Origin of the sequence: Ciceribacter lividus (assembly GCF_003337715.1) — a bacterium.
Taxonomy (GTDB): domain Bacteria; phylum Pseudomonadota; class Alphaproteobacteria; order Rhizobiales; family Rhizobiaceae; genus Allorhizobium; species Allorhizobium lividum.
In genome coordinates this window covers 45,936-67,222 of record NZ_QPIX01000003.1, presented here as the reverse complement: position 1 = coordinate 67,222, position 21,287 = coordinate 45,936, and the positions used below count along the sequence as shown (strand labels likewise).

The window sequence follows — 21,287 nt, the reverse complement described above, 5'->3', positions numbered from 1 at the left end:
CCGCTATGGCTGCAATGTCTGCACGAAAGGGCCGCGAGCTACGCCCGCGGCCCAATGACACTTGTTATCCGACGCTCTAGGGACGATCAGAATTCTTCCCAGTCGACGTCCTGGGCGACCGCCGCCGCACCGCCACCGAAGGCGCGGGCGACGCTCCCCTGCATTTGCCGTGCCGGAGAGGCAACGGGCTTGCGCAGGGCGCTCGACGCGGCCGCCTGCATGCGAGCCGGTGCCGGCGCATGTACCGGCGGCGTGGGGCCCGCACTCCCCCTTGCGCCGTCTGCAAGACGGAAGTGAGCGACAAGCGCGGCGAGGCCATCCGCCTCCTCCGAGAGCTTGTGGGTCGCTGCGGAGGTTTCCTCGACCATTGCGGCGTTCTGCTGGGTAACCTGATCCATCTGGTTGATGGCGGTGTTGACCTCCTGCAGGCCGGTCGACTGCTCCTTCGCTGCTGTCGCGATCGAATGGATATGGTCATTGATCTTCAGCACCCGGCTCTCAATCTCCGAGAGAGCCTCTCCGGTCTTCTGGACGAGCTTGACGCCGCCGGACACTTCCTCGCCCGACTTGGTGATGAGCGCCTTTATATCCTTGGCGGCGTTCGCCGAACGCTGCGCAAGCTCGCGCACCTCCTGGGCCACGACAGCAAAGCCCTTGCCCGCCTCTCCGGCGCGAGCCGCCTCGACGCCAGCATTCAGCGCCAGCAGATTCGTCTGGAAGGCGATCTCGTCGATCACGTTGATGATCTGAGAGATCTCGCGGGAGGCCTGCTCGATGCGCCCCATCGCCTCGACAGCCTCGCCGACGACCATCGCCGACTGGGCGGCACTGCGGGTCGCTTCGCTGACCATCGCGCTCGCTTCCTGGGCCCTCTCGCTCGAGCCACGAACGACGACTGTGATCTCGTCAAGAGCCGCGGAGGTTTCCTCGAGAGCGGCGGCCTGCTGTTCCGTACGCTTGGCGAGATCGTTGGTGGCCGACATGAGCTCATCGGCATTGCCGTCGATGAGGTCGGTCTTGCCGCGGATGTCGATCATCATCTGCCGCAACCGGTCGACGGTGGCGTTGACGTTCACCTGCAGCTCGGCGAAGGCGCCCCGGAAGTCACCATGCATGCTCTGAGTCAGATCCCCTGCCGACAGGCTCGCCACCACGCGGCGCGTCTCCGCGACGCCGGCGTCGACCGCCGTCAGAAGCGCGTTGATATTGGCCGCGAAACGATCGAGATTGGCATCGTCGTAGCGCTTTTCGATCCGCCGGCCGAAATCGCCGTCGGCCGCAGCGGCCACCACCACCGACATGCTGGACTGCAGGTCGTCGCTCTTCGCCCGCATGGCCGCTTCCTGCGCGTTGAGGCGCTGGACCGCAAGTCCGTTCTGCTTGAAGATTTCGACCGCGGCCGCCATCTCACCGATCTCGTCCGTACGCCCGGCATAAGGAATGTCGACGCCGTAGTCTCCATCGGAGATCTTCTTCATGGCGTTCGTGACATTTCGGATCGGTCGGCTGAGCTGATTGACGGCGACGAACATGCCGAAACCGGCGCCGCCGGCGACAGCCACGAACGTGACCCCCGCGATCAGCATCAGCATGAAGGTCTGAAACGACTTGAGCGATGCCGTGATTTCCTGAAGCGCGGCCTTGTCCTGTTCGACGACCGCATCGATATCGGCCTGGAATGCCTTCCGGTTGGCGCGGTTAGCCTCGTTGTTGCCCTGTTCGTTGGCCGCCTTCGGCTCAACCTCCGTGCCGAGACGCGCGGTCTCGGCGCGGAACGCGTGGAATTCTGCTGCTTTTCCGACCATCGCGTCGAACGCGGCCTGCTGTTCGGCCGGAACGAGCGGCTTCCAGGCGGCAATCACACCGTCGATCTCGTCGAGATTCTTGAGGAGCCCTTTCGCAAAGGAACCCGCCTTCTCGGTCGTCGGAGCGGCGTAGATCCCACGCGCTTCCATGACCACCGCCGTCACCACCCTGTTCATATGCTCCCCGAGGTAGACTCGTTCGGAAACGGTACGCAACGCTTCTGCCCTTTGGGCATACTGGTTGGTGACGTAGACGCCTATTACCCCGATGACGACAGCTGCGGAACCCAGCATGCCCACAAGAGAATAAATCTTGCCGCCAATTTTCACGAATATAACTCCTCTCCAATAATCCGGGGCGAAAACCCATCGAATTATGGGGATTTTATACACGCGGCATTAATGAAGTCTTTCGCGCCTATTGTGCAGGTGCGAAGACGTACTTCTTCCTCAGGATGCAAGAGGAAGTTGAAATTCCAGTTCTATTTTTGGTGCAGCAGTCGTCTACATCCCTTGATGGCGTCCGGCCGGTGCATTTACCTGGAGCTGCAAGAAAAGCCAATCCTGCCGGAGGCTCGCACCAAGCTACGCGGCAACCGCGCAACCGATTGACTCTCGGGGTCTTCGCCCGTATAAGCCCCCCGCACGCCCGGAGATACCTGCCCGCTCACGCGGCAGATCCGCCGTGCGAAACTCCAACGCTCTTGCAGAAATGCAAACCCAAGAAGGGCCGCACACCGCGGTATTAAATAAATGAAGCGTACCTACCAACCTTCCAAGCTTGTTCGCAAGCGTCGCCACGGTTTCCGTGCGCGTATGGCCACCAACGGCGGCCGCAAGGTTCTCGCCGCCCGCCGCGCTCGCGGTCGCAAGCGTCTTTCGGCTTAAGGCCGGACGTGCCCGATCCCAGGAAACGGGCGAATGACGTCTGATGAACCAACGAAAACTGTCGGGCGGCTGAAGAGCCGGCCGCAGTTTCTTGCTGTCCGCGAAGGCGAGAAGCGCCGCGGCGGCCTTTTTCTCCTCGAAGTGCTCGATCGCAATGAGCCCGAGGGCGAGCCGAGAGTCGGCTTCACAGTCACCAAGAAACATGGCAATGCCGTCGAGCGCAACCGCATGCGCCGCCGCCTCAAGGAGGCTGTGCGCGTGAAGGCGGGATTTGCAATGCAGGCGGGACATGACTATGTGGTTGTCGCCCGGCGGGACGTACTGTCGGCGTCCTTTGAAGAGCTCACCGAAGAACTGGCCGAACGGATCGAAGCCAGGCCGAAACACAAGCGGTCTTCCCAGACCCGTTCCAGGAAAGTGTGATGGAAAACAAACGCAATTACTTCATCGCGATTGCCCTGTCCGTGCTGATCGTGCTCGCCTGGCAATTCTTCTATATGAATCCGAAGATCGAGGCACAGCGTCAGGAGCAGGCACGCATCGCCGAACAGGCGAAGACGGCCCCGGCCGGAAGCGAAAGCCCGGCGGAAAAGCCATCGGCGGGAGTCCAGGTTTCCGGTGCCCTGCCGGCGTCCGGCCAGGCTGGCGCGACTGCTACCCGCGAGGAAGCCATCGCCAAGACAGCCCGCGTCGCGATCGACACACCTGCACTTTCCGGATCGATCAATCTGACCGGCGCCCGTTTCGACGATCTCAAGCTCAAGGAATACCGCGAAACCGTCGATCCGCAGAGCCCGATCATCACTCTCTTCAGCCCGGCCGACACGAAAGACGGTTACTTCGCCGAACTCGGCTACATTGCCGGCGAAGGCGCTGGCACGGCTCCCGGACCGTCGACCGTCTGGACACTGGCCGAGGGCGACAAGCTGACCCAGGCGACGCCGGTCACGCTCTCCTTCACCAATGAGGCAGGTCTGACCTTCACCCGTAAAATCTCCGTCGACAAGCATTACATGCTGACGGTCGAGGACGCGATCAAGAACGGCAGCGCAACGGCCGCCTCGGTTGCGCCCTACGGCCGCATCACCCGTTACAACAAGCCGACAACGCCTTCTGTCTACGTGCTGCACGAGGGCTTTCTCGGGGTGATCGGCGCGAATGGCAGCCTTATCGAGGAGAAGTACGGCAACGTCGAAAAAGAAGGCGTCACGAACGACAAGGCAACCGGCGGCTGGATCGGCATCACCGACAAGTATTGGGCAGCGGCTCTCGTGCCGCCGCAGTCGATCGCCTACGACTCCCGCTTCTCGCACTTTTCTGATGGCCAGCCGCGTTATCAGGCCGACTTCAAGAATGACGCCGTCACCGTCGCCCCCGGGCAGGAAACCAGCCTCAAGACGCTGGTTTTCGCCGGCGCCAAGGAAGTGCGCGTGGTCAACGGTTACGCACTCGATGATTCCTGGTTCGGAACGCTCTTCTCCAGCCTGCGCGGTGGCGATTCCGCCGATGTACAGAGCTATCAGGTCCCCCGATTTGACCTCCTGATCGACTGGGGCTGGTTCTGGTTCTTCACCAAGCCGATGTTCCAGCTGATGGACTTCTTCTTCCGCCTGGTCGGAAATTTCGGTGTCGCGATCCTGCTGACGACGATCGTGGTGAAGCTTCTCTTCTTCCCGCTCGCCAGCAAGCAGTATGCGTCCATGGCCAACATGAAGCGCATGCAGCCGAAGATGGAAGAGCTCAAGGCCAAGTTCGGCGACGACCGGATGGGCCTGCAGCAGGCGACGATGGAGCTCTACAAAACGGAAAAGATCAATCCGGTGGCCGGTTGCTGGCCGGTACTGCTGCAGATTCCGGTCTTCTTCGCGCTCTATAAGGTCATCTACGTCACGATCGAGATGCGGCACGCGCCTTTCTTCGGCTGGATCCGCGACCTTTCGGCTCCCGATCCGACGACTTTCGTCAATCTCTTCGGGCTTCTGCCGTTCGACGCGCCGACGTTCCTGCATCTCGGCATCTGGCCGATCATCATGGGCATCACGATGTTCCTGCAGATGCGCATGAACCCGACGCCGCCCGATCCGACCCAGGCCATGCTGTTCAACTGGATGCCGCTCGTTTTCACCTTCATGCTCGGAAGCTTCCCCGCCGGACTGGTGATCTACTGGGCCTGGAACAACACACTGTCGATCCTTCAGCAGTCGATCATCATGAAACGCCACGGCGTGAAGATCGAACTCTTCAACAATCTGAAATCGCTGTTCCGGCGAAAACCGCAGCCAACCAAGTAAGACACCAAGAAACTCCGGAGACTTCCTCCGGAGTTTTTTTGTACACGCACCCGAGATCGATATGAGCCTCAACACGCTTTCCCCGGATACTGCCGTCAACGATATCCGCAAGGAGCGTGTCGGCGCGCTCTTGGTGTTCGGATCGGCATTCTTCTGGAGTTTCGGCGGCGCCATAGCCCGCTTTCTCGATGTGACCGACAGCTGGACTATCGTCTTTTGGCGCAACTTCTTTGCCGCTGTCTTCCTGATTGTCTTCATGGTGCTGCGCGACGGCCCGCGGGGCACCGTCGCCCTCTATCGCAATATGGGTTGGCCAGGCTTTGTGGTTGCGGGCACATTTGCCACCGCGACGACCTGCTTCATCATCGCAATCAGCTACACCACCGTCGCCAATGTCGTGCTCCTGCAGGCAGGCGTGCCGCTCTTCGCCGCCCTGATGAGCCGGCTTTTCTTCGGCGAGCGGATTACGACGCTGACCTGGAGCGCGATCGCCGCCGTCATCGCCGGCGTCGCCATCATGGTTTCCGGCTCCTTTACCGGGTCCGTCTCGCCGATCGGGGATGCGCTGGCCCTGACGATCGCCATCGTCTTCGCCGCGACAACCGTGATCACCCGCCGGTACACCAATGTGCGCATGACGCCGGCCGCGTCTCTCGGGGCGCTTGTCGCCTGTGCAGTCTCGGCGACACAGGCAGGCACACTGCTCGTTCCGCTCGACCAGCTCGCGCTGCTCTTCGTGTTCGGGACATTCAATCTCGGCCTCGGCATGGCGCTCTTCGTCACCGGTGCACGGCTGATCCCCTCGGCGCTCGCCGCCCTGCTCGGCACGGGTGAAATGATGCTCGCCCCGGTCTGGGTTGCGGTCATTCACGGCGAGATACCGAGCGAGCGCGCCATCTGGGGCGGGCTGGTCATCCTCGCCGCGCTCATCACCTATCTCGGCGCAGAATTCCGCAGGCAGCAGGCGGACCGGCACTGATCCAGAAGCGCCTTTCTTCTTGACATCCCTGGTCAAAACCCGGAAGCCAGTCCGCTACGAACGAGAGACGAAGACGGAAGCCATGGCCGAGAACACCGCGACAAACGAAAAGCCGCTCTTCGGCAATCCGTGGATCTTCATTCGCGGCGTCCCGTCGATGAAATTCCTGCCGCCGGAAGGTCCGCTGGAGATCGCCTTCGCCGGACGCTCGAACGTCGGCAAGTCCTCGCTGATCAACGCGCTTGTAGGGCAGAAGGGGCTGGCTCGGACGTCAAACACGCCCGGCCGGACCCAGGAGCTCAACTACTTCGTTCCGGACGGCTACAGCGGCGAGGCGGGTGACCTGCCTCCGATGGCATTGGTCGACATGCCAGGCTACGGCTACGCGCAGGCCCCGAAGGAACAGGTCGACGCCTGGACCAAGCTCGTCTTCGACTATCTGCGCGGCCGCTCGACGCTGAAGCGAGTCTATGTGCTGATCGACGCCCGGCACGGCATCAAGAAGAACGATGACGAGGTGCTCGATCTTCTCGACAAAGCGGCGGTCTCCTACCAGATCGTGCTTACAAAGATCGACAAGATCAAGCAGGCGGGCGTCCCGCGTCTGATCGCCGAAACCGTGGAGAAGATCCGCAAGCGGCCGGCCGCATACCCGGAAGTGCTGGCGACGTCTTCGGAAAAGGGAAGCGGTCTGGACGACTTGCGTTCGGCCATCCTCAATACCATCGGTCGCCGCGGCTGAGACGGCAAACGGCAGCTTCTCCCCTCAGGGCCGGCTGTGAATTACGCCCTTTGCGATCATCGGCCCTGTCATCTTGCCGGTCAGCGAACCGCCGTAAGGTTCCATGCTGACCGCAAGCACGGCCTTTTCAACGAGCTGATCGCGTAGTCTGACCGGCACGAGGACATCACCGCCACCATCCGCCGGCAGAACACCGAGAGAAACCGCCTGATCCCCGCTTCCCAGCAGCCAGAGCTCCAGCGACTTCGGCGCCGTCGTCGTACGCGCCGCCGGTGCGAGCCTGATCTTCCCGGTCATGCGGTCGTAGCGCGCAGACAAGCCCGTAGCCTCGTTCGATCCCGTCATCTCCGCGACAAGGGTGTTCTCCGGCGCCTGAAACGGCCAGAGGCCTGCACTTGCCGCAACAAACGCGGCGAGCGCTGCGAAACCTGCCAATGCCAGCGAACGCCACAAGCTCAGAGAGTTCCAGAGGCTCGCGGCGAATCCTGAAAGCGAAAGATCTGCGAGCGCTGCAGACCCGTCGAAACGCGGAAAAACGGTCGGGGCACGTGTTCCCTCCGCACCATATCCCTCATCGATACGGGACAGGTTACGCTCCCAGCGGCGAACCACCGCCGCGAAGGGTCGGTCGTGACGCAGCCGCTCCTCGACCTTCGCACGTTCATCGGCCGCGAGCACCCCGAGGACGTACTCACCGGCAAGGACTTCGTCGCGGGATCGGTCTCCTTTGCTCTGATCGGGCGTCGTCATCGATCCATCGGTTCTCGGGTTGACATGCCATATGGCACGAGCCGCGTGCCGCGCCACACTCGGTCGCAGGCGAAACACGCACGGCCGCAAGCGCTACCTGGCACGTTGAAGAATCCAATTCTTCGCCGTGGCTGTCAATCGGTTTGCCACCTTGCACCGCGGCACCACGCGGGCCGGTGTCTGCATTGCCTGCGGCTCCAAGTTTTTCGCGCGATTATTCCCTCGGACCCGAACTTGCGCTACAAGGCCGCGATCCAACAAAAAGGATGTCCCATGACCGCCTCCGACAGCGAAATCCAGGCACGCCTCCTCGCCCAGGCGCTGCCCTTCATGCAGCGCTATGAAAACAAGACGATCGTCGTGAAATACGGCGGCCACGCCATGGGAAATCCCGAGCTCGGCAAGGCATTCGCCGCGGATATCGCCCTGTTAAAGCAGTCGGGCGTCAACCCCATCGTGGTCCATGGCGGCGGGCCGCAGATCGGCGCCATGCTGAACAAGATGGGCATCGAATCGCGCTTCGAAGGCGGACTGCGCGTCACCGACCAGAAGACGGTCGAGATCGTCGAAATGGTGCTGGCAGGCTCGATCAACAAGGAGATCGTCGCCCTGATCAACCAGACTGGCGAATGGGCCATCGGGCTTTGCGGCAAGGACGGCAACATGGTTTTCGCCGAGAAGGCGAAGAAGACGGTGACTGACCCCGATTCCAATATCGAGCGCGTTCTCGACCTCGGCTTCGTCGGCGAGGTGGTGGAAGTCGACCGCACCCTGCTCGACCTGCTTGCCAAATCGGAGATGATCCCTGTCATTGCACCGGTGGCGCCCGGCCGCGACGGCCACACCTACAATATCAACGCCGACACCTTCGCCGGAGCCATCGCCGGGGCGCTGCGCGCCACGCGTCTCCTCTTCCTCACGGACGTTCCGGGCGTACTCAACGGGAATGGCGAGCTCATCAAGGAGCTATCGGTCGCCGAGGCGCGCGCGCTCATCAAGGACGGCACGATTTCCGGCGGTATGATCCCGAAGGTCGAGACCTGCATCGACGCGATCAATGCCGGCGTGCAGGGTGTCGTCATCCTGAACGGCAAGACGGCTCACTCGGTGCTGCTCGAGATCTTTACGGAAGGTGGCGCGGGAACGTTGATCGTTCCCTGATCCGCGGCCCTATTGAGGATCGCCCAGGGCGAAGAGGCCGATCGGCCGCATCTGTCCCTCGTGGCGCAGGAGCCATTTCTTGCGCCATAGCCCACCACCGTATCCGGTCAGGGAGCCGTCGGCCCCTATGCAGCGGTGGCAGGGTATGACGATTGCGATAGGGTTGGCTCCGTTCGCCTTTCCGACGGCGCGCACCGTTTCCATGCCGCCGACCGCGCGGGCGATGTCTCCATAGGAGCAGGTCTCGCCGAGCGGCACTTTGAGAAGCTCGTCCCACACGTTCTTCTCGAACTCCGAACCTTCCGGCGCGAGCGGCGTGCGGAACGATGCCGACTTGCCGGCAAAGTAATCCTCGAGTTCGGCGCGGATCTGGTCGATCAGCCGATTACGTCCGCAAACCACCGGCCGACGTGACCTCGCCTCCAGCGAAGCGAGCGTCGTTTCACGTCCCGTCGCCTCCCGAAATTCGAGAAAGCGCAGGTCGGTGCTGTCCGCTGCCGCGACCATGTCGCCAAGCGGCGTCTCGAACCATTCGGCAAGAAGCGGTTCCGTGGTGGCCATCGATCCGTCCCCGGTTGCCGAAACAATTTAGGAAGCGTGTAAACGACTGACAACCCGAAACCGGCGGAGATACGTCAGCCGAGGACGAGGATCAGCACGCCGAGGACGACGAACAGGCATCCGGCGAATTCGAGAACGGTGATCCGCTCCCGGAAGATGAATACCGACGAGGCGAAGGTGAACAGCATCTCGATCTGCGCCAGCGCCTTGACCACGGCGACCTGCTGCAGCGTCATGGCCGTGAACCATCCGAAGGAGGCGGTGGCGCCGACGAAGCCGACCAGAAGCGCGACCGGTGCTGCCTTCCCGACCCGGCGCAGTTCTTCGCGATCGCGCAAGGCCATCCAGACAAACATGGAGAACGCCTGCATCAGGATGACCATCACCAGCGTATAGCCCGCCTGCATCATCGAGTCCGGCGCCGGCAGGCTGGGCGCGAGCGACAACGAGGCGGCGCGATAAGCAATGCCGGAAACGCCGAAGAAGAGACCGGAAAGAAGCCCCACCAAAGCGGTTCGGCTGACGACCGCACGTAGGAGCGTTCGTGCGGCAAGTTCCGTCCGCGCAACGGAAATCAGCACGACGCCGACCACGGAGACGGCGATCGCGATCATCACCGACCCGGAAATCCGTTCGCCGAAGAAGACGAGTGCGAGCAACGCCGCCTGCGCCGGTTCCGTTCGCGAATAGGCAGTTCCGACGGCAAAGTTCCGGAAGGAAAACAGGTGTACGAGCAGGAAGGTCGCGGCAATTTGCGCGAAGGCCCCGACGACCGCCCAGAACCAGAATCCGGCGTTCGGGGCCGGAAGCGGCCGCCCAAGACCGAAGTGCAGGATGCCGAGATAGACAAGCGCGAAAGGCACGCCGAAGCCGAAGCGCACGAAGGTTGCCCCGGTCGTACCCATTCGCCCCTTGAGGTGTTTCTGTAATGCGGAACGCACATTCTGAAGGAATGCGCTGGTGATTGTGACGGCGGCCCAGAATTCCATGGCGACCGCGTTAGCACGGGGCATGCAAGGTCGCCATATGCCCGGAAGGAAAAGCGGTACGCCGGCGTTTATTTTTGCGGCGATCCATGTCACAGCTAAACCCATGACCACACCCCCCACACATCCCGACATGGCCGATTTCGCGCATGTGCGCGACTGGGTCTTCGACCTCGACAACACCCTCTATCCGCACCATGTCAACCTGTTCGCGCAGATCGACCGCAACATGACGGCCTATGTGGCGGAACTACTGCAACTCGAACCGGACGCCGCAAGAGTGCTGCAGAAGCAGTACTATCGCGATCACGGCACGACGCTTGCGGGCCTGATGCTCCACCATGGGGTCGACCCGAATGACTTCCTCGAAAGAGCCCATGCGATCGACTATTCGGCGATCCTGCCAGACCCTGCGCTAGGGACCGCGATCAGGGCCCTTCCCGGCCGCAAGTTCATATTCACCAACGGAACGGTGAAACACGCGGAGGCAGCCGCTCGGGCGCTTGGAATTCTCGAAAATTTTGATGATATCTTCGATATCGTCGCTGCCGATTACGTCCCGAAGCCCGCCGGCAGCACCTACGACAAGTTCGCGACCCTCAACCGGGTCGATACCGGACGCGCAGCGATGTTCGAGGACCTGCCCCGCAATCTTGCGATTCCCCGCTCGCTCGGAATGAAGACCGTTCTCCTCGTTCCACGCAATCTCGGTACGACCGTGCTGGAAACGTGGGAGCTGGCGGAGAATGCCGACGAGCCGGACTGCATAGACTACGTGACTGACGATCTTGCCGGCTTCCTTCAGACGATAGTCGGCACAAGCGACTGATCTTCTACGCATATTACCAAAAGTTCATGCAGCCTTACCGAAGTTTAAGTGGGATGGCGCCGCAGGAAGCCGTAGCTTTCCTTCATCAGAAGACGCTGAAAGGAATGCTCATGAACAGGAAAACACTCACGCTCACCGCCCTCGCTGCCACGCTTGTCGTCGGCACATCGGCGGCGGCTTTCGCCCACGAGGAGATGGGCGGAGCACGCGGTCCGGAAGCCCGCTTCGTCCACATGCTGCAGCAGTTCGACGAAAACAAGGACGGCAAGATCTCCAAGGACGAAGCCAAGGCGGGCCAGGAGAGGCTGTTCGGAGAAATCGACACTGACAAGGACGGCGTCTTGACCCCCGGCGAACTTCGCGCCCACCGCGAAGCCATGCGCGCAAGCGCGCCTGCCGATGGGAAGGGTGCGGGCGCCGGCATGGGACCGCAGGACGGAACCGGTCGTCAGATGGGCATGATGGGCTGGAAAAAGCACCATGGCGACCGCGCCATGAACGAGGATGGGCAGCGGCAGGGCATGGGGCCTGGCGGACGTTTCGGCGGAATGCGCATGGCCGACGCCGACGAGAACGGCCAGATCAGCCGTGAAGAGGCCTCCGTGGCGGGCGACAAGCTCTTCACCCGGATGGACCGCAATGGCGACGGCGTACTCTCCGCCGACGACATGCCGAAGCGCGGCTCCTTCTGATCCAAAAGGCATCCGCCCGTTGGAAGAGCAAAGGCCCGCGGCATTGCCGCGGGCCTTTCGCGTCAATGTTCGTAGTGATCGGCAATGACCTTCCAGGCCTGCTCCGCCGTTTCCACGAAATTCAGCAATTCGACGTCCTCGGGGGCGATCGTGCCGAATTCCGCGAGCGCGTCGAAATCGATGATCCTTCGCCAGAAAGCCTCGCCGAACAGGATGAGGGGAATCGGCGCCATGCGTTTGGTCTGGATCAGGGTTACCGCCTCGAAGAACTCGTCCATCGTCCCGAAACCGCCCGGGAAGATGGCGATCGCCTTGGCGCGCATCAGGAAGTGCATCTTCCGGATCGCGAAATAGTGAAAGTTGAAGCTGAGTTCCGGCGTGACGAAGGCGTTCGGTGCCTGCTCGTGCGGCAGGACGATGTTGAGGCCGATAGAGGGAGCACCGGCCTCTGCCGCTCCGCGATTGCCCGCCTCCATGACGCCGGGGCCTCCGCCTGTCATCACGACATATTCCTGATGGCCGTGTTGTGCCGAGTATTCCGCGCAGAGGCCGGCGAACTTGCGCGCCTCCTCGTAGAACACGGAAGCCGCTTCGAGATTGGCACGCTGTGTCTCGTTGCGCGCAGCCCACGCACTGGCCCCGGGGGCCGGAATGCGAGCTCCGCCGAACATGACGATCGTCGACTTGATCCCGCGCTCGGCCAATATCATTTCGACCTTCAACAGCTCGAGTTGCAGGCGAACCGGCCGGAGTTCGTCACGGCAGAGGAAATCGTCGTCGATGTAGGCGAGACGGTAGGATGGGGATTCCGACTGCGGCGTCCGCGGCACGCCGGCGGCCACCTTGCGGTCGGTCGTGCTGTCTTTCAGCGGATCCCAGATTCCACCGCTACGCTGTCTCGGACCATTCTCTAGCTTCGCCATTTTCACTGCCTTTCTCTGCCGGAAACGACCGCGGAGGTCGCGGGCGGCTGTTTTCAACCCCCGGCGAATGCGCTACAGCAGAACGCCAGTTTCCGATCGCGAATCCGGAAATTTCCGGGGTAAACGATAGACAACGAAGTTTAAGGAATTCAGATGACCGCCACGGATATCAGCCAGCTCGAGAGCATCGTTGAAGCCGCCTTCGAAAACCGTGACACGGTAAACACGTCGACGCGCGGCGAAGTTCGCGACGCAGTGGAGACAGCTCTCAATCTGCTCGACAGCGGCAAGCTGCGTGTCGCATCACGCGGCGAAGATGGTGTCTGGACCGTTCATCAGTGGCTCAAGAAGGCTGTTCTCCTCTCCTTCCGCCTGAATCCCATGGAGATCGTCGTAGGCGGTCCCGGCGACGCGGTCTGGTGGGACAAGGTGCCGTCGAAGTTCGCCGGCTGGAGCGCCAACGAGTTCGAACGTTCCGGCTTCCGCGCCGTTCCCGGCTCGATCGTCCGGCGCGGCTCGTTCATCGGCAAGAACGTCGTGCTGATGCCGTCCTTCGTCAATCTCGGCGCCTATGTCGACGAGGGCACGATGGTCGACGGCTGGGCCACGGTCGGCTCCTGCGCCCAGATCGGCAAGAACGTTCACCTGTCCGGCGGCGTCGGCATCGGCGGCGTGCTCGAGCCGCTGCAGGCCGGGCCGACCATCATCGAGGACGATTGCTTCATCGGCGCGCGCTCGGAAGTCGTGGAAGGCTGCATCATCCGCGAGGGCTCGGTGCTCGGCATGGGCGTCTACATCGGCAAGTCGACCCGCATCGTCAACCGCATGACCGGCGAGATCAGCTACGGCGAAGTGCCGCCCTATTCGGTGGTGGTGGCCGGCTCGATGCCGACCTCGGGCACGATGGGCAACGGCGCGGCCGCGCCCAATCTCTATTGCGCGGTGATCGTCAAGACCGTCGACGCCAAGACCCGGTCGAAGACCGGCATCAACGAGCTTCTCAGGGACTGACGTGCAGGACACTGTTCGCACGCCAGGCATCGGATGGCTGTTCTTCAGTCCGTCCGGTCGTGCCGGGCGGCAGGTCTTCGTCCTTTCCTGGCTGTTCTGGATGATGGCCAACGGCTATACGACCTCCAAGCTGGTTCTGCATCAGGACGACGAAAGCGTTTTGCCGTTCTGGAGCATCCTCTTCTTCGGAGTATTTCTGACCTCGGTGGTGTCCGGGCTCATGCTGAGCGTCAAGCGTCTGCACGACATGGGTTTCACCGGCGTGCTGGCCGTTGCTCTCTTCGTGCCGGTGGTGTCGATCGTGCTGCTGCTCTGGATGTGCGTCTGGCCTTCCGAAGAGGGCCCGAACGCCTATGGTCCGACGACCGACCGGCCCCAGAAATGACACATCTGCCATCATGGTGACAGCTGGGGGACGATCGGCTACACCTTGCGAACTCCTCCTGCGGCATGCCGCCGCCCAGACCGGTTTCCATCCTCGACGTTCAGAACCATGACCGCCACAAATCCCGTTGAAAACCTGCAGGCTCTCATCCGTTGTCCATCTGTCACGCCTGCCGAAGGCGGTGCGCTGACTGCGCTTCAAGCCATGCTGGAGCCGATGGGCTTTGTCGTCTCGCGCGTGACGGCGTCCGAAGAAAATACTCCCGACATAGAGAACCTCTACGCGCGGGTGGGCATGAGCGGCCCACATCTTATGTTCGCCGGCCATACCGACGTGGTGCCGATTGGTGACGAGGCAGCCTGGAGCCATCCGCCGTTTGCGGCCGAGATCGCCGACGGCGTACTTTACGGCCGCGGTGCGGTCGACATGAAGGGCGGGATCGCCTGCTTCGTTGCGGCGCTCGCCCGCAGCATCGAAGAGAAAGGCGCGCCCAATGGATCCGTTTCGCTTTTGATCACCGGCGACGAGGAAGGTCCGGCGATCAACGGAACGATCAAGCTTCTCAAATGGGCCGCGGAAAAGGGTGAGCACTGGGATGCCTGCCTCGTCGGCGAGCCGACCAACCCGGACCAGCTCGGAGACATGATCAAGATCGGTCGTCGCGGGTCACTGTCCGGCACGATCACCGTCCAAGGAGTGCAGGGGCATGCCGCCTATCCGCACCTCGCCGACAACCCCGTTCGCGGCATCATCCGTCTCGCCGAAGCGTTGATGAACCCGCCCTTCGACCACGGCACGGACAACTTCCAGCCGTCAAACCTCGAAGTGACGACGATCGACGTCGGCAATCCGGCGACCAACGTCATTCCGGCGAAGGCCACGGCACGCTTCAACATACGTTTCAACGACGTCTGGACGGCCGAGACGCTGCAGGCAGAAATCATCCAACGCCTCGATGCCGCCGCCGCAGATACGACGCTGAGGCCTGCGCGCCAGCCGCTGAAGTACGACATCGTCTGGTCGGAACGTCCGAGCCACGTCTTCCTCACCCGCAACGAGGCCCTCATCTCTTCGCTTTCGGATGCCGTCGAGCAGGTGACGGGACGGACGCCGCAGCTTTCGACGACCGGCGGCACCTCGGATGCCCGCTACATCAAGGATTACTGCCCGGTCGTGGAATTCGGGCTGGTCGGTCAAACCATGCACATGGTGGATGAGAGGGTAGTCGTCGAAGATCTCGAGACGCTCACGCGGATTTACCAGACCTTCATCGAGCAATGGTTTGCGAATGCCGACGCTTAAGGAAGTCAAGCTTTACCTGACCGGCCTCTGGCTGCTCTTCCAGCGTGACACGAAAGGCTTCAGTTTTCTCGACCTCACGGATCGCGGCGCCCTGCGCTCCTTCTGGGCTATGGCCTGGGCCGCACCGGCCATTCTCGTTTCCTGGCTTTGGTGGCGGGTTGCCTATCTCGCCGTCATGCCGCTCGGCACGGAGACGGGACCGATCTTCTTCTTTCGCCTCGCGCTCGTCGAGGTGGCCAACTGGCTGGTGCCGGTCGTCCTTGCCGGCCTGCTTGCCTGGGCATTGGGGATCGGCCCGCGGTTTGCCGCAGTCGTCACGGTCACAAACTGGCTCGCGCTTCCCGTCTCCTACGCCTATGCCGCCTTGATCGTGATGATGGTGCTGCTGCCCGCCCTCAAGGGTCTTCTGACGATCCTCTGGCTGGTGCTGTTGCTGACGCTCGTCTTCGCGCTTTTCCGCATCCTGCGCATGGTGCTCGGCGACCATACGTTGACGGTCGCGACGATGACCATGGTCCTCCTGGTTCCGACGATGCTGTTGTCCGAAGTGCTGGAACGCTATCTCGGGGTTTTCCCCGGATAGACGACATGCGCGACCCGACCGGCCTCAAAGGCCGTCAGGGTAGTCGACCTTCAGGAAGTAGAGCCCTTCCGGCGGTGCCACAGGGCCGCAGGCGGCACGGTCCCGCGCCTCGAGCGCCGCCCGCACATCGGCCGCCGACATCTTGCCTTCTCCGGCGAGCTTCAGCGTTCCGGCGAAGGAACGGATCTGATTGTGAAGGAAGCTCTGGGCCGAGGCGCGGATCTCGATCAGGTCGCCGGCACGCGTCACATCGAGTCGGTCCAGGGTGCGCATCGGGCTCGTCGCCTGGCAATGCGCGGACCGGAAGGTGGTGAAGTCGTGATGGCCGACAAGTTGCTGTGCGGCCTCGTGCATGCGCTCGTGGTCGAGCGGCTTCGGCACCCACCAGGCCCGCTTCAGTTCCACCGCCAGCGGCGCCGGACGGCTGATGATACGGTAAAGATAATGCCGCCGGACGGCAGAGAAGCGAGCGTCAAAGCTCTCGTCCGCCTCCAGCACATCAAGGACAGCGACGCGTTCGCCAGCCAGACCGAGATGAGCATTGAGAGCGTTGCGCAGCTTGTAAGGCGCCCAGGGGCGCGAAAGGTCTGCATGGATCACCTGACCGAGCGCGTGGACACCGGAATCGGTGCGCCCGGCGCCGCGGATCGACACCGTCTCGCCGGTCAGAGAGAGGATGGCGTTCTCCAGCGCCTGCTGGACGGAATGCCCGTTCTCCTGCCGCTGCCAGCCGACGTAATGGGTGCCGTCGTACTCGACGGTCATGCGAAAGCGCGGCATCAGGAGACAACCACGCCACGCGGGATCGGCGTGCCGCGCAGGAATTCGGTCGCGGCAAGCGGTTTGCCGCCGGCACGTTGCAGCCGCGTGAGCCGCACCGCACCCCTGCCACAGGCGACTGTCAGGTATTCGTCAAGCACTTCGCCGGGCCTACCCTGCCCTTCGGCGAGGGTCGAGCCGAGCACCTTCACCCGTTCGGGCTTGCCGTTGATCTCCACCTCGAACCAGGCGCCCGGGAACGGTGCCAGTCCACGAACATGGTTGTGCACGTCGTGGGCGTCACGGGCAAAGTTGATACGTGTTTCGCCCTTGTCGATCTTTGCCGCATAGAGCACACCTTCGGAGGCTTGCGGCGTGAGCGGCAGATCGCCGGCCTCGAGTTTCGCCATCGCTTCGACGATGGCTTCCGCACCGATCCGGCTCAAGCGGTCGTGCAGCTCGCCCGCCGTCATGTCGTGTGCGATCTCCACCTTGCGCGTCAGCGCGACGGGGCCGGTATCAAGGCCCTTGTCCATCTTCATGACCATCATGCCACTTTCGCGGTCGCCGGCCATGAGCGCCCGCTGGATCGGAGCCGCACCGCGCCAGCGCGGCAAAAGCGACGCATGGCCGTTGTAGGCCCCGAGCCTCGTGCCGCCGAGAACCTCTTCCGGCAGCAAAAGACCGTAGGCGACCACGACTGCAACGTCAGCATCGAGCGCGCGAAAAGCCGCCCGCTCCGCCGGCTCCTTGAAGTTGACCGGCGTAAACACCGGGACGCCGAGCTTTTCGGCCGCCTGGTGCACCGGTGATTTTTGCAGATCCAGACCTCGCCGACCGCCGGGACGTGGCGGCTGGGTATAGACGGCGACAATCTCGTGGCCGGCCTCGGCAAGGGCGTCAAGCGTCGGAACGGAAAACTCCGGCGTCCCCATGAAGATGATGCGAAGTGCCATGGTTGTTCTCGCCTCCGGCTCCCGAGCGGGCGTGTTTCGGGTCCCTGCCGCTGCTCCGGGCGTCGGCGCTAGATCGCCTTGCCCCTGGCCGCCTTGGTGAACTTCTTGATGACCATTTCGCGCTTCAACCGCGAAATGTGGTCGATGAACAGGACGCCGTTCAGGTGATCGATCTCGTGCTGCAGACAGGTCGCGAGCAGGCCTTCGGCTTCCGTCGTCTGCTCCTTTCCTTCCCGGTTGATGGACCGCACGGTCACCTTGGCCGGGCGCTCCACCTCCGCGTAGTAGTCCGGTATCGACAGGCACCCTTCCTCATAGGTCGAGCGCTCGTCGGAAGACGTCAGAATCTCGGGATTGATGAAGACGAGCGGCTGCTTCTCTTCGTCTTCGCGGGAGACATCGATGACCAGCAGGCGTCGCGCCACGCCGACCTGGACGGCGGCGAGCCCGATGCCCGGCGCGTCGTACATGGTTTCGAGCATGTCATCGGCAAGCTTGAGGATATCGGAATCCACCCGTTCGACGGGCTTGGAAACCTGACGGAGCAGGGGATCGGGGAGAATAATGAGGGGCTTTATCGTCATGGGCCTCCCATAACGCATCTGCCTCGCCGATGGAATCGAAAAACGCGAGGAAATATCCCTCGCGTTCATTCGGTTTGTGCCGAAGCAGGATGTCAGGCGGCGAGGCCGCGCGCCTGCCCACGTGGCGTGGAGGACGGCAGGCGGACCTCGCCGCCGTCCGTATTGATACGGCCCAGCAGATCGACGAGCCCGGCGACCTCGTTGCGCAGCCGGCGCGTCTCGGCGGACGTCTGTTCGACCATCGTCGAGTTTTCCTGCGTCAGGCCATCCATGCTGCGGGTCGCCTGGTTGATTCCGCTCAACCCCGAAGCCTGATCCTTGGCGGCAATCGCGATCTCGCCGACGAAGGTATTGATCGCATCGATGCGCCCGATGATGTCAGCCAGAGCCGTACCGGTGTTGGAGACGAGCCCGACGCCTTCGTTCACCTGCTGCGAACTCTGGGAGATCAGCCGCTTGATTTCCTTGGCCGCGTCGGCGCTGCGCTGCGCCAGCTGGCGAACTTCCTGCGCAACGACTGCGAAGCCCTTTCCGGCATCGCCTGCACGGGCCGCTTCGACGCCGGCGTTGAGCGCCAGAAGATTCGTCTGGAAGGCGATTTCATCGATGACCCCGATGATCTTCGAGATTTCGGCCGAAGACTTCTCGATCTCCGCCATGGCCGACACCGCCTGATTCACCACCTCGCCGGAGGTGCGGGCCTGTTGCTGCGTCTCCTTCACGACGAACGCGGCCCGTTCCGCGTTGGAAGCCGTCTGGCTGACGCTCACGGAGAGCTGCTGCAGGGCGGTCGAGCTTTCCTGGACACCGGCAGCTTGCTTGGAGGTGCGCAGCGCCAGTTCGTCCGAGGTGCGGGCAATTGTATCCGTTCCGGCGAGAATTTCCTCCGAAGAGCGGCGAATGAGCTGGAAGGATTCGTTGAGGCGTGCCACGGCCTCGTTGTAGTCCGTCGCCATCTGCTTGAAATCGTCCGGCAGGTCGTCGGACATACGGGCCTTGAAGTCGCCGTGTGCCAAGGCCTCAAGGCCGCGGCGCAAATGCTGCATGGCGATCTGCTGATTGGCCTCGGACCGCTCGCGCTCCTCCTGAAGCTGCAGGCGCTTCTCTTCGAGCGCGTCGAGATACACGGAGATCGAATAATCCATGTCCAACATAGAGGCCTTGACGAGTGCGCTCAGCTTGTCGGCAAGACCTGCCGCATGATGCTTGCCGAAGGGGAACGGCCAGTGCTTTTTGAGCACCCCCGCAACCAGTTCGCTGACGAGCATCGAGTAGCCACCGATATACCATCGCGGCTCGAGGCCGACCCGGGCATGGGCCTTCCCGATCGCGGTAACGCCCTTGACGTATTCCTGCGTAAAGGTTCCGTTCGAAACGCGGTCCCAGTGACCGACCTGCGCCTTCTTCGCGGCCGCCATGTGGGTCTCGTCGCGGAAGAACCGGGCAAGATGCGGGGTCGACGCAACCTTGGCGTAGAACTTGTCGAGCGCGCCGCCCAGAATCTCGGAGAGAGTTGGCCGCAGCGAATGAAGCGTGCGACAGGTCTTCTCGTCGAGCTCGATGAAATCGAGGCGCTGCCTCAGGCTGTCGTCACCACTCTCCTGCATGTTGCCTCGCAATAGTCTCCGGCGCGCGATCAGGCGCTTTCCGATCGGGTGAAAGGAATCTAGCGAAGACTTTGCGCAAAACCCTAAACGGAGGATGAATGACCGAAGCAAAATGTCATCAACAGCATACCTGATGGTGCGTCGTGCAACGCTCTTCGTCCACGGCCTGCAGAAGTTCGTCAGGCGATTGCCCGTGATCAGACCTCCGTTCCCGTTTTGATCTGTCATCGACAACCGAATCTGTCTAGATTGGACAATATGAACGCTGCTCCTTCTTTCTCCGGCACGCCGGTCTTCATCATCGGCGACTTTGTCGTTTCTTTCCCCCTGTTCGTGCTGAGCCTCGGGGTCTTCGTGCTTGCCGCACTGGTAGCCTGGGTGATCGCCGCGATGAGGAGCAGCCGGATGCGGCTCCGCATGGAGATGGAGGCCTCCCAGCGAGAGGCGGCTGCCGAGGCCCGTATGGCGGAGCTTCTGCGTGCGCAGGCGGAAATGCAGGGGCGGCTCGCCGCCATGGCAGACGTTTTCGGCACGAAACAGTCGGAGTTCAATCAGGCCATCAATCAGCGGCTCGACGGCATGTCGCACAGGATCGGCGCGACGATCAGCGAGCAGACGAAGAGCACGCACGAGAACCTGCGCCGGCTGCAGGAGCGCCTTGCGGTCATCGACGCTGCCCAGAACAACATCCAGTCGCTCGCAAAGGATGTCGTTGGCCTCCAGGCCATCCTTTCGAACAAGCAGACGCGCGGTGCCTTCGGACAGTCTCGGATGGAGACGATCGTTGCGGACGGGCTGCCGATTGGTGCCTATGCCTTCCAGTCGACGCTTTCCACAGGCTCGCGACCGGACTGCACGATCCGCATGCCGAACGACTCCCCGCCGCTGGTCGTCGACGCGAAATTTCCACTGGAGGCTTGGAACGCCATCCGTGACGCGGAAACGGCGGAGGCGAAGAAGATTGCAAGCCAGCAGTTCCGTCGAGACATGGAGGTGCATCTGCGGGACATCGCCGAGAAATACCTCATTCCCGGCGAGACCCAGGACATGGCCTTCCTTTTCGTTCCGTCGGAATCGATCTTCGCGGAGATCCACGAGAACTTCGAGGGCATTGTCCAGAAAGCGCACCGCATGCGTGTGGTGATCGTCTCGCCCTCACTGTTGATGCTGTCGATCCAGGTGATCCAGGCAGTCCTGAAGGATCAGCGCATGCGGGAGCAGGCGCACCTCATCCAGGGCGAGGTCATCCACCTGATGGAGGACCTCGCACGCCTCGATGATCGAACGCGCAAACTGCAGAGCCATTTCCTGGCCGCCCAGAAAGACGTCGACATGATCCTCACGTCGGCCGACAAGCTGACCAAACGGGGAGCTAAGATCGAGGCTCTGGAATTTCAGTCCGGCAACGGCGATGAAGGCGGTGCGGCACGCACGGTCGAGAGCAAGACAGGCCTGCTCAAGCTTCGGGTCGTTGACGAAGACTGACCCGCGGG

General features: G+C 62.4%; 21 protein-coding genes and 1 pseudogene. 13 read left to right on the top strand and 9 right to left on the bottom strand.

Annotation, left to right across the window (positions count from 1 at the left end; all coding sequences use genetic code 11):
* Positions 1 to 86: 86 nt before the first annotated feature.
* Positions 87 to 2,135, bottom strand: coding sequence for a methyl-accepting chemotaxis protein (locus tag DFR48_RS06520; protein ID WP_114362386.1), 2,049 nt, complete (start codon positions 2,133 to 2,135; stop codon positions 87 to 89).
* A gap of 423 nt (positions 2,136 to 2,558) precedes the next feature.
* Here DFR48_RS06520 and rpmH point away from each other — a divergent pair, with 423 nt between their 5' ends.
* From rpmH to yihA, 5 genes are all read left to right on the top strand, one after another.
* A complete protein-coding gene (gene rpmH, locus DFR48_RS06515; protein ID WP_078070738.1) occupies positions 2,559 to 2,693 on the top strand; it encodes a 50S ribosomal protein L34 in 135 nt (44 codons plus the stop codon).
* 33 nt (positions 2,694 to 2,726) lie between these two features.
* Positions 2,727 to 3,116: a ribonuclease P protein component gene (gene rnpA / locus DFR48_RS06510; RefSeq protein ID WP_114362385.1), complete on the top strand. Its 390-nt coding sequence runs from the start codon at positions 2,727 to 2,729 to the stop codon at positions 3,114 to 3,116.
* Positions 3,116 to 4,984 carry a membrane protein insertase YidC gene (gene yidC / locus DFR48_RS06505; RefSeq protein WP_114362384.1) on the top strand — a complete coding sequence of 623 codons (1,869 nt, stop codon included), beginning with the start codon at positions 3,116 to 3,118 and terminating at the stop codon, positions 4,982 to 4,984. The genes rnpA and yidC overlap by 1 nt, the downstream gene beginning before the upstream one ends.
* Before the next feature lie 61 nt (positions 4,985 to 5,045).
* A complete protein-coding gene (locus DFR48_RS06500; RefSeq protein WP_114362383.1) occupies positions 5,046 to 5,963 on the top strand; it encodes a DMT family transporter in 918 nt (305 codons plus the stop codon).
* Between the two features lie 82 nt (positions 5,964 to 6,045).
* Entirely contained in the window at positions 6,046 to 6,705 is a 660-nt protein-coding gene (gene yihA, locus DFR48_RS06495) for a ribosome biogenesis GTP-binding protein YihA/YsxC (protein ID WP_114362382.1), read from the top strand.
* A 24-nt stretch (positions 6,706 to 6,729) separates the two neighbouring features.
* Here yihA and DFR48_RS06490 read toward each other — a convergent pair whose 3' ends face one another.
* Entirely contained in the window at positions 6,730 to 7,455 is a 726-nt protein-coding gene (locus DFR48_RS06490) for an anti-sigma factor (protein WP_114362381.1), read from the bottom strand.
* 273 nt (positions 7,456 to 7,728) lie between these two features.
* Between DFR48_RS06490 and argB the strand changes: the two genes are divergently transcribed.
* A complete protein-coding gene (gene argB / locus DFR48_RS06485) occupies positions 7,729 to 8,616 on the top strand; it encodes an acetylglutamate kinase (RefSeq protein ID WP_114362380.1) in 888 nt (295 codons plus the stop codon).
* Between the two features lie 9 nt (positions 8,617 to 8,625).
* Here the strand turns inward: argB and DFR48_RS06480 are convergent.
* Positions 8,626 to 9,159, bottom strand: a pseudogene (locus DFR48_RS06480) (methylated-DNA--[protein]-cysteine S-methyltransferase); the annotation flags it as partial.
* Positions 9,160 to 9,251: 92 nt separating this feature from the next.
* Positions 9,252 to 10,190: an EamA family transporter gene (locus DFR48_RS06475; RefSeq protein WP_374590979.1), complete on the bottom strand. Its 939-nt coding sequence runs from the start codon at positions 10,188 to 10,190 to the stop codon at positions 9,252 to 9,254.
* 79 nt (positions 10,191 to 10,269) lie between these two features.
* Here DFR48_RS06475 and DFR48_RS06470 point away from each other — a divergent pair, with 79 nt between their 5' ends.
* Together DFR48_RS06470 and DFR48_RS06465 are read left to right on the top strand one after the other, a co-directional pair.
* Positions 10,270 to 10,992: a pyrimidine 5'-nucleotidase gene (locus tag DFR48_RS06470; RefSeq protein ID WP_114362377.1), complete on the top strand. Its 723-nt coding sequence runs from the start codon at positions 10,270 to 10,272 to the stop codon at positions 10,990 to 10,992.
* Between the two features lie 110 nt (positions 10,993 to 11,102).
* Positions 11,103 to 11,684: an EF-hand domain-containing protein gene (locus DFR48_RS06465; protein ID WP_114362688.1), complete on the top strand. Its 582-nt coding sequence runs from the start codon at positions 11,103 to 11,105 to the stop codon at positions 11,682 to 11,684.
* A gap of 62 nt (positions 11,685 to 11,746) precedes the next feature.
* Here the strand turns inward: DFR48_RS06465 and DFR48_RS06460 are convergent, their stop codons facing one another.
* Complete coding sequence (locus DFR48_RS06460; protein ID WP_114362376.1) at positions 11,747 to 12,607, bottom strand: LOG family protein; 861 nt, start codon at positions 12,605 to 12,607, stop codon at positions 11,747 to 11,749.
* A gap of 153 nt (positions 12,608 to 12,760) precedes the next feature.
* Between DFR48_RS06460 and dapD the strand changes: the two genes are divergently transcribed.
* The 4 genes from dapD (at position 12,761) to DFR48_RS06440 (ending at position 15,888) form a co-directional block, all read left to right on the top strand.
* Positions 12,761 to 13,618 carry a 2,3,4,5-tetrahydropyridine-2,6-dicarboxylate N-succinyltransferase gene (dapD, locus tag DFR48_RS06455; RefSeq protein WP_114362375.1) on the top strand — a complete coding sequence of 286 codons (858 nt, stop codon included), beginning with the start codon at positions 12,761 to 12,763 and terminating at the stop codon, positions 13,616 to 13,618.
* Position 13,619: 1 nt separating this feature from the next.
* Positions 13,620 to 14,003 carry a DUF805 domain-containing protein gene (locus DFR48_RS06450; RefSeq protein ID WP_114362374.1) on the top strand — a complete coding sequence of 128 codons (384 nt, stop codon included), beginning with the start codon at positions 13,620 to 13,622 and terminating at the stop codon, positions 14,001 to 14,003.
* Positions 14,004 to 14,111: 108 nt separating this feature from the next.
* A complete protein-coding gene (gene dapE / locus DFR48_RS06445) occupies positions 14,112 to 15,305 on the top strand; it encodes a succinyl-diaminopimelate desuccinylase (protein ID WP_114362373.1) in 1,194 nt (397 codons plus the stop codon).
* A complete protein-coding gene (locus DFR48_RS06440; RefSeq protein WP_114362372.1) occupies positions 15,292 to 15,888 on the top strand; it encodes a hypothetical protein in 597 nt (198 codons plus the stop codon). The genes dapE and DFR48_RS06440 overlap by 14 nt, the downstream gene beginning before the upstream one ends.
* A gap of 24 nt (positions 15,889 to 15,912) precedes the next feature.
* On the opposite strand, the gene truA is transcribed toward DFR48_RS06440, so the two are convergent.
* From truA to DFR48_RS06420, 4 genes are all read right to left on the bottom strand, one after another.
* The gene (gene truA, locus DFR48_RS06435; protein WP_114362371.1) at positions 15,913 to 16,668 is read right to left on the bottom strand and encodes a tRNA pseudouridine(38-40) synthase TruA; all 756 of its coding nucleotides are present in this window, start codon (positions 16,666 to 16,668) and stop codon (positions 15,913 to 15,915) included.
* Positions 16,668 to 17,603, bottom strand: a complete 936-nt coding sequence (gene fmt, locus DFR48_RS06430; protein ID WP_114362370.1) for a methionyl-tRNA formyltransferase — start codon at positions 17,601 to 17,603, stop codon at positions 16,668 to 16,670. The genes truA and fmt overlap by 1 nt, the downstream gene beginning before the upstream one ends.
* 68 nt (positions 17,604 to 17,671) lie before the next feature.
* Positions 17,672 to 18,187, bottom strand: coding sequence for a peptide deformylase (gene def / locus DFR48_RS06425; protein ID WP_114362369.1), 516 nt, complete (start codon positions 18,185 to 18,187; stop codon positions 17,672 to 17,674).
* A gap of 92 nt (positions 18,188 to 18,279) precedes the next feature.
* Entirely contained in the window at positions 18,280 to 19,794 is a 1,515-nt protein-coding gene (locus DFR48_RS06420; protein ID WP_114362368.1) for a globin-coupled sensor protein, read from the bottom strand.
* Between the two features lie 258 nt (positions 19,795 to 20,052).
* Between DFR48_RS06420 and DFR48_RS06415 the strand changes: the two genes are divergently transcribed.
* Complete coding sequence (locus DFR48_RS06415; protein ID WP_114362367.1) at positions 20,053 to 21,279, top strand: DNA recombination protein RmuC; 1,227 nt, start codon at positions 20,053 to 20,055, stop codon at positions 21,277 to 21,279.
* Positions 21,280 to 21,287 lie beyond the last annotated feature (8 nt).